This is a genomic window from Sodalis sp. (in: enterobacteria), from assembly GCF_047607725.1.
GTDB lineage: Bacteria > Pseudomonadota > Gammaproteobacteria > Enterobacterales > Enterobacteriaceae > JBLKSS01.
Genome location: NZ_JBLKSS010000118.1, coordinates 1 through 4,470, shown reverse-complemented (window position 1 = coordinate 4,470; position 4,470 = coordinate 1). Strand labels below are relative to the sequence as shown.

Below are 4,470 nucleotides of genomic sequence, written 5' to 3'. Positions count from 1 at the left end.
CGTGGAGCCGGAAGCGTATCTGCGCCATGTGCTGGCGATTATCGCGGATCATCCCATCAACAAAATCAAAGAGCTCCTGCCGTGGAACCTCACCATCCCTGCTGAATAACTGTCAATACGGCGCTGGGCGTACGCTTACGCCGGAACAGATGATCGGATACGTCGGAATCTGCACCAGCGAGCGCGTGACGCTCGAAAGCGTCTACAGCCCCTATCGCGGCGCTGATGCGGTCGTGACCCGCTATGAATACCAGCAGGGCAAGCTTAGTTTCATGCAGCGCGAGCGCGGGCTGGATGTCAGCCAGGCGCTGCGCACCGGCCACGTCCGGTTAAAGCAGGGGATTTGGCATAACGGCGTGATTACGCTTTGCCAAGGTGGGACGGCGACGCCAGATTTCGATGCGCGCGCCGCGGGTTGGCTTGCCGCCCGCACCCGCAACACGTCGGGAGAATTGGGGATTGCCTGGCTGGAAGCGCCGGAAGGCACGCAGCTGCTGCTGGTCGCCAATGAGAATTTCTGCCGCTGGCAGCCGAATGAAGACGATCTCTAGGCCGTCGTGGCGGGGCGGGAACGCGCTGACTCCGCCCCGTGAGAGGGTTTAGGCTTCGCGAGCGATAGCGCGATAGCCGATATCGCGGCGGCAAAAACAGTCACGCCAATGGACGGGCTTGGCCGCGCGGTAGGCCCGGGCCTGCGCGTCGGCAACGGTCGCCCCCAGCGCGGTGACGCACAGCACGCGGCCTCCTTGGGTCAACACCTCACCCTGGTGCAGGCGGGTGCCGGCGTGAAATATTTTTTCCCCTTCCGCCTCGGCTGTCGGTAGACCGCTGATTTCATCCCCGGTGCGGTAGTCGCCGGGATAACCTCCCGCCGCCACTACTACGCCCAGCGCCGGTCGTTCATCCCACTCTGACGTTTCCTCGTCCAAACGGCCTTCGGTGGCCACCAGGCAGTGGGCGACCAGATCGGATCGCATGCGCAACATAATAGGTTGGGTTTCCGGATCGCCGAAGCGGCAGTTGAACTCAATGACTTTCGGCTGGCCGTCAGGGCTTATCATCAGGCCGGCATACAGGAAACCGGTGTAGACATTTCCCTCCGCCGCCATCCCTTTCACCGTTGGCCAAATAACCTGCTCCATTACCCTGCGATGTACCTCATCGGTCACGACCGGCGCCGGTGAATAAGCGCCCATACCGCCGGTATTCGGACCGGTATCCCCATCGCCAACGCGTTTATGATCCTGACTGGTGGCCATCGGCAGCACATGTTCACCGTCTACCATGACAATAAAGCTGGCCTCTTCACCGGCGAGAAACTCTTCAATGACGATACGGTGCCCCGCATCGCCAAAAGCGTTGCCGGCCAGCATATCGTTCACGGCGGATTCTGCTTCCGTCAGCGTCATGGCGACAATCACGCCTTTGCCCGCGGCCAGACCGTCCACTTTGATAACGATCGGCGCGCCCCGCTGACGCACATAGTCCAGCGCCGGCGCGACCTCGGTAAAGTTCTCATAGCACGCGGTGGGAATACCGTGGCGGGCAAGGAAGTCTTTGCTAAAGGCCTTAGAACCCTCCAACTGCGCGGCGGCTTGCGTCGGGCCGAAAATCCGCAGGCCCGCGGCGTGGAAAGCATCCACCACCCCCTTCACCAGCGGCGCTTCCGGTCCAACGATGGTCAGCCCGATGTGACGTTCTTGGGCAAAGGCTACTAGCGCCGGAATATCGGTCGCGGCAATGTCCACATTTTGCAACGCCGGCTCCAGTGCGGTGCCGGCATTGCCGGGCGCGACGTATACGTTGTCGGCAAGCTTCGATCGCGCGGCTTTCCAGGCCAGGGCGTGTTCACGTCCGCCGTTGCCGATAATCAAAATATTCATGGCAAGCTAACTCCTAGGCTTAATGGCGGAAATGACGCATATGGGTAAAGATCATGGCGATGCCATGCTCATTGGCGGCGGCGATAACTTCGTTATCGCGAATCGACCCGCCCGGCTGAATGACACAGCGTACGCCTACCGCCGCCGCGGCGTCGATACCGTCGCGGAACGGAAAGAAGGCGTCAGAGGCCATCGCCGATCCCTTGACGTCCAGACCTTCGTCCGCCGCCTTGATGCCGGCGATTTTTGCCGAGTAAACACGGCTCATTTGCCCGGCGCCAATACCGATGGTGCGCTGCTCGCGGGCATAAACGATCGCGTTGGATTTGACGAATTTCGCTACCTTCCAGCAAAACAGCGCATCGCGCATTTCCGCCTTTGTCGGCTGGCGTTCGGTAACCACTTGCAAATCCTGCAGATCCACCATACCCACATCGCGCTCCTGCACCAACAGGCAGCCGTTAACCCGTTTGAAATCCAACCCCGGCGTCTGCTTCTGCCAGCGGCCACAGGCCAGTACCCGCACGTTTTGCTTACCGGCCAGCACCGCCAAGGCGTCATCGTCGACGGCCGGGGCGATAATCACCTCCACAAATTGGCGGCTCACGATCGCTTTGGCGGTATCGGCGTCTAGCGGTCGGTTGAAGGCGATAATACCGCCGAAAGCGGAGGTGGGGTCGGTCTGGTAGGCGCGATCATAAGCTGCCAGCAAGGTATCGCCGGTGGCCACGCCGCAGGGATTGGCGTGCTTAACAATGACGCAAGCCGCCTCGGTGAAGGTCTTCACGCATTCAAGCGCCGCATCGGTGTCGGCGATATTATTGTAGGAAAGGGCTTTCCCCTGCAGCTGCCGTGCGGTGGCCAACGACGCTTCATGCGTCTCGGGATCGGTATAAAACGCCGCTAATTGGTGGCTGTTTTCGCCGTAGCGCATGTCCTGTTTCTTGATAAAGTTGAGATTGAGGGTGCGCGGGAAGCGGCCGGAAGGCTGCTTGGTGTCGCCATGATAGGTCGGCACCTGGCTGCCGAAATAGTTGGCAATCATACTGTCATAGGCGGCGGTATGTTCAAATGCTTTGATAGCGAGGTCGAATCGGGTTTCCAGGGTGAGCGAGCCGCCGTGGCTGTCCATTTCCGCGAGCACCGCGGGATAGTCAGCGCTGTTGACCACAATTGCCACATCTTTATGGTTCTTGGCGGCAGAGCGCACCATGGTGGGGCCGCCAATATCAATATTCTCCACCGCCTCTTCACGGGTACAGTCCGCGCGCGCCACCGTGGCGGCAAAGGGATAAAGGTTGACCACCACCATATCAATCGGTGCAATGTCGTGCTCGCGCATAATGGCGTCATCGATATCGCGACGTCCCAGGATCCCGCCGTGCACTTTGGGATGCAGCGTTTTGACACGCCCGTCCATCATTTCGGGAAAGCCCGTATAGTCTGACACTTCGGTGACCGGCAGGCCCGCCTCGGCCAGCAGGCGGGCGGTGCCGCCGGTGGAAAGCAGCTCAACGCCGCGCTGGGACAGGGACTGGGCGAACTCCAGAATACCGGCTTTGTCGGAGACGCTGAGCAGCGCGCGGCGGACAGGACGTGGTGGTTGCATGGCAAATGACCCTTGATATGAATAGCAATGACGTTAACTGGCGTTGTCAGGCAATGCCGAAGCGGCATTTTCGTCCGTGGCCACTCGACCCGGACAAGAAAAATTTGCCTGAATTGTAGCGAAAACGATTGCGCGATGCTCGCCAAATTTTGTTCCCGCGCCTTTCGTTGTGGATAAGTTTGTGTAAAAGCGGGTATAAGCCGGTATTTGCTGTGGAAAGCAGCAAACGCTGTCATTTGACGAAAATAGCGGTTGCCTCAGGGCCGGAACCCCCTATAATGCGCCTCCATTGTCCGGCCTGTTACCGCTACGGCGCAGCAGGTTGAACGACGCAGAAGTTGGCCCGGCGGGCTTGACTCTGTAAGAGGAAAGCGTAATTTACGCACCTCGCGCCAGCCGGTTTCCGGCGGCGCGGCGCTCTTTCAACAATTTATCAGACAATCTGTGTGGGCACTCACAAGACGATATCGACACACGAAATATCAAGTCTTGAAGAGTGAACAACCGAATATTCATATGAATACCAGTTTTAATTTTTTGAGCATCAAGCTTTTAATAGCTTGACACTGAACATTGAGCCTTGATGTGTAGGATAGGTGGGAGGCTTTGAAGTGTGGACGCCAGTCTGCATGGAGCCAACCTTGAAATACCACCCTTTAATGTTTGATGTTCTCATCTCAGGCCCGTTATCCGGGCCGAGGACAGTGCCTGGTGGGTAGTTTGACTGGGGCGGTCTCCTCCCAAAGTGTAACGGAGGAGCACGAAGGTTAGCTAATCACGGTCGGACATCGTGAGGTTAGTGCAAAGGCATAAGCTAGCTTGACTGCGAGAGTGACTGCTCGAGCAGGTGCGAAAGCAGGTCTTAGTGATCCGGTGGTTCTGAATGGAAGGGCCATCGCTCAACGGATAAAAGGTACTCCGGGGATAACAGGCTGATACCGCCCAAGAGTTCATATCGACGGCGGTGTTTGGCACCTC

Annotated in this window: 4 protein-coding genes and 1 rRNA gene; 3 read left to right on the top strand and 2 right to left on the bottom strand. The window is 58.5% G+C overall.

The window, feature by feature from the left end; translation table 11 throughout:
- Both ACMX3H_RS10270 and ACMX3H_RS10265 read left to right on the top strand, forming a co-directional pair.
- On the top strand, positions 1–109 hold a 109-nt coding region (locus ACMX3H_RS10270), incomplete at its 5' end, for a transposase domain-containing protein (RefSeq protein WP_415209556.1).
- Positions 110–149: 40 nt separating this feature from the next.
- On the top strand, positions 150–551 hold the full coding sequence (locus ACMX3H_RS10265; protein ID WP_415210741.1) for a DUF1481 domain-containing protein: 402 nt from the start codon (positions 150–152) through the stop codon (positions 549–551).
- Between the two features lie 48 nt (positions 552–599).
- Here the strand turns inward: ACMX3H_RS10265 and purD are convergent, their stop codons facing one another.
- Together purD and purH are read right to left on the bottom strand one after the other, a co-directional pair.
- On the bottom strand, positions 600–1,883 hold the full coding sequence (gene purD, locus ACMX3H_RS10260) for a phosphoribosylamine--glycine ligase (protein ID WP_415210740.1): 1,284 nt from the start codon (positions 1,881–1,883) through the stop codon (positions 600–602).
- A gap of 19 nt (positions 1,884–1,902) precedes the next feature.
- Positions 1,903–3,492 (bottom strand): bifunctional phosphoribosylaminoimidazolecarboxamide formyltransferase/IMP cyclohydrolase, encoded by a 1,590-nt coding sequence (gene purH / locus ACMX3H_RS10255; protein ID WP_415210739.1) that lies wholly within the window; start codon positions 3,490–3,492, stop codon positions 1,903–1,905.
- Positions 3,493–4,036: 544 nt separating this feature from the next.
- On the opposite strand from purH, the gene ACMX3H_RS10250 reads away from it, so the two are divergent.
- Positions 4,037–4,470 (top strand): 23S ribosomal RNA (locus ACMX3H_RS10250); the annotation flags it as partial.

What these genes read in the sequence shown, in the direction of transcription:
- ACMX3H_RS10265 (WP_415210741.1), top strand. Translation starts at nt 150, where the DNA reads ATGATCGGATACGTCGGAATCTGCACCAGCGAGCGCGTGACGCTCGAA.
- purH (WP_415210739.1), bottom strand. Translation starts at nt 3,492, where the DNA reads ATGCAACCACCACGTCCTGTCCGCCGCGCGCTGCTCAGCGTCTCCGAC.
- purD (WP_415210740.1), bottom strand. Translation starts at nt 1,883, where the DNA reads ATGAATATTTTGATTATCGGCAACGGCGGACGTGAACACGCCCTGGCC.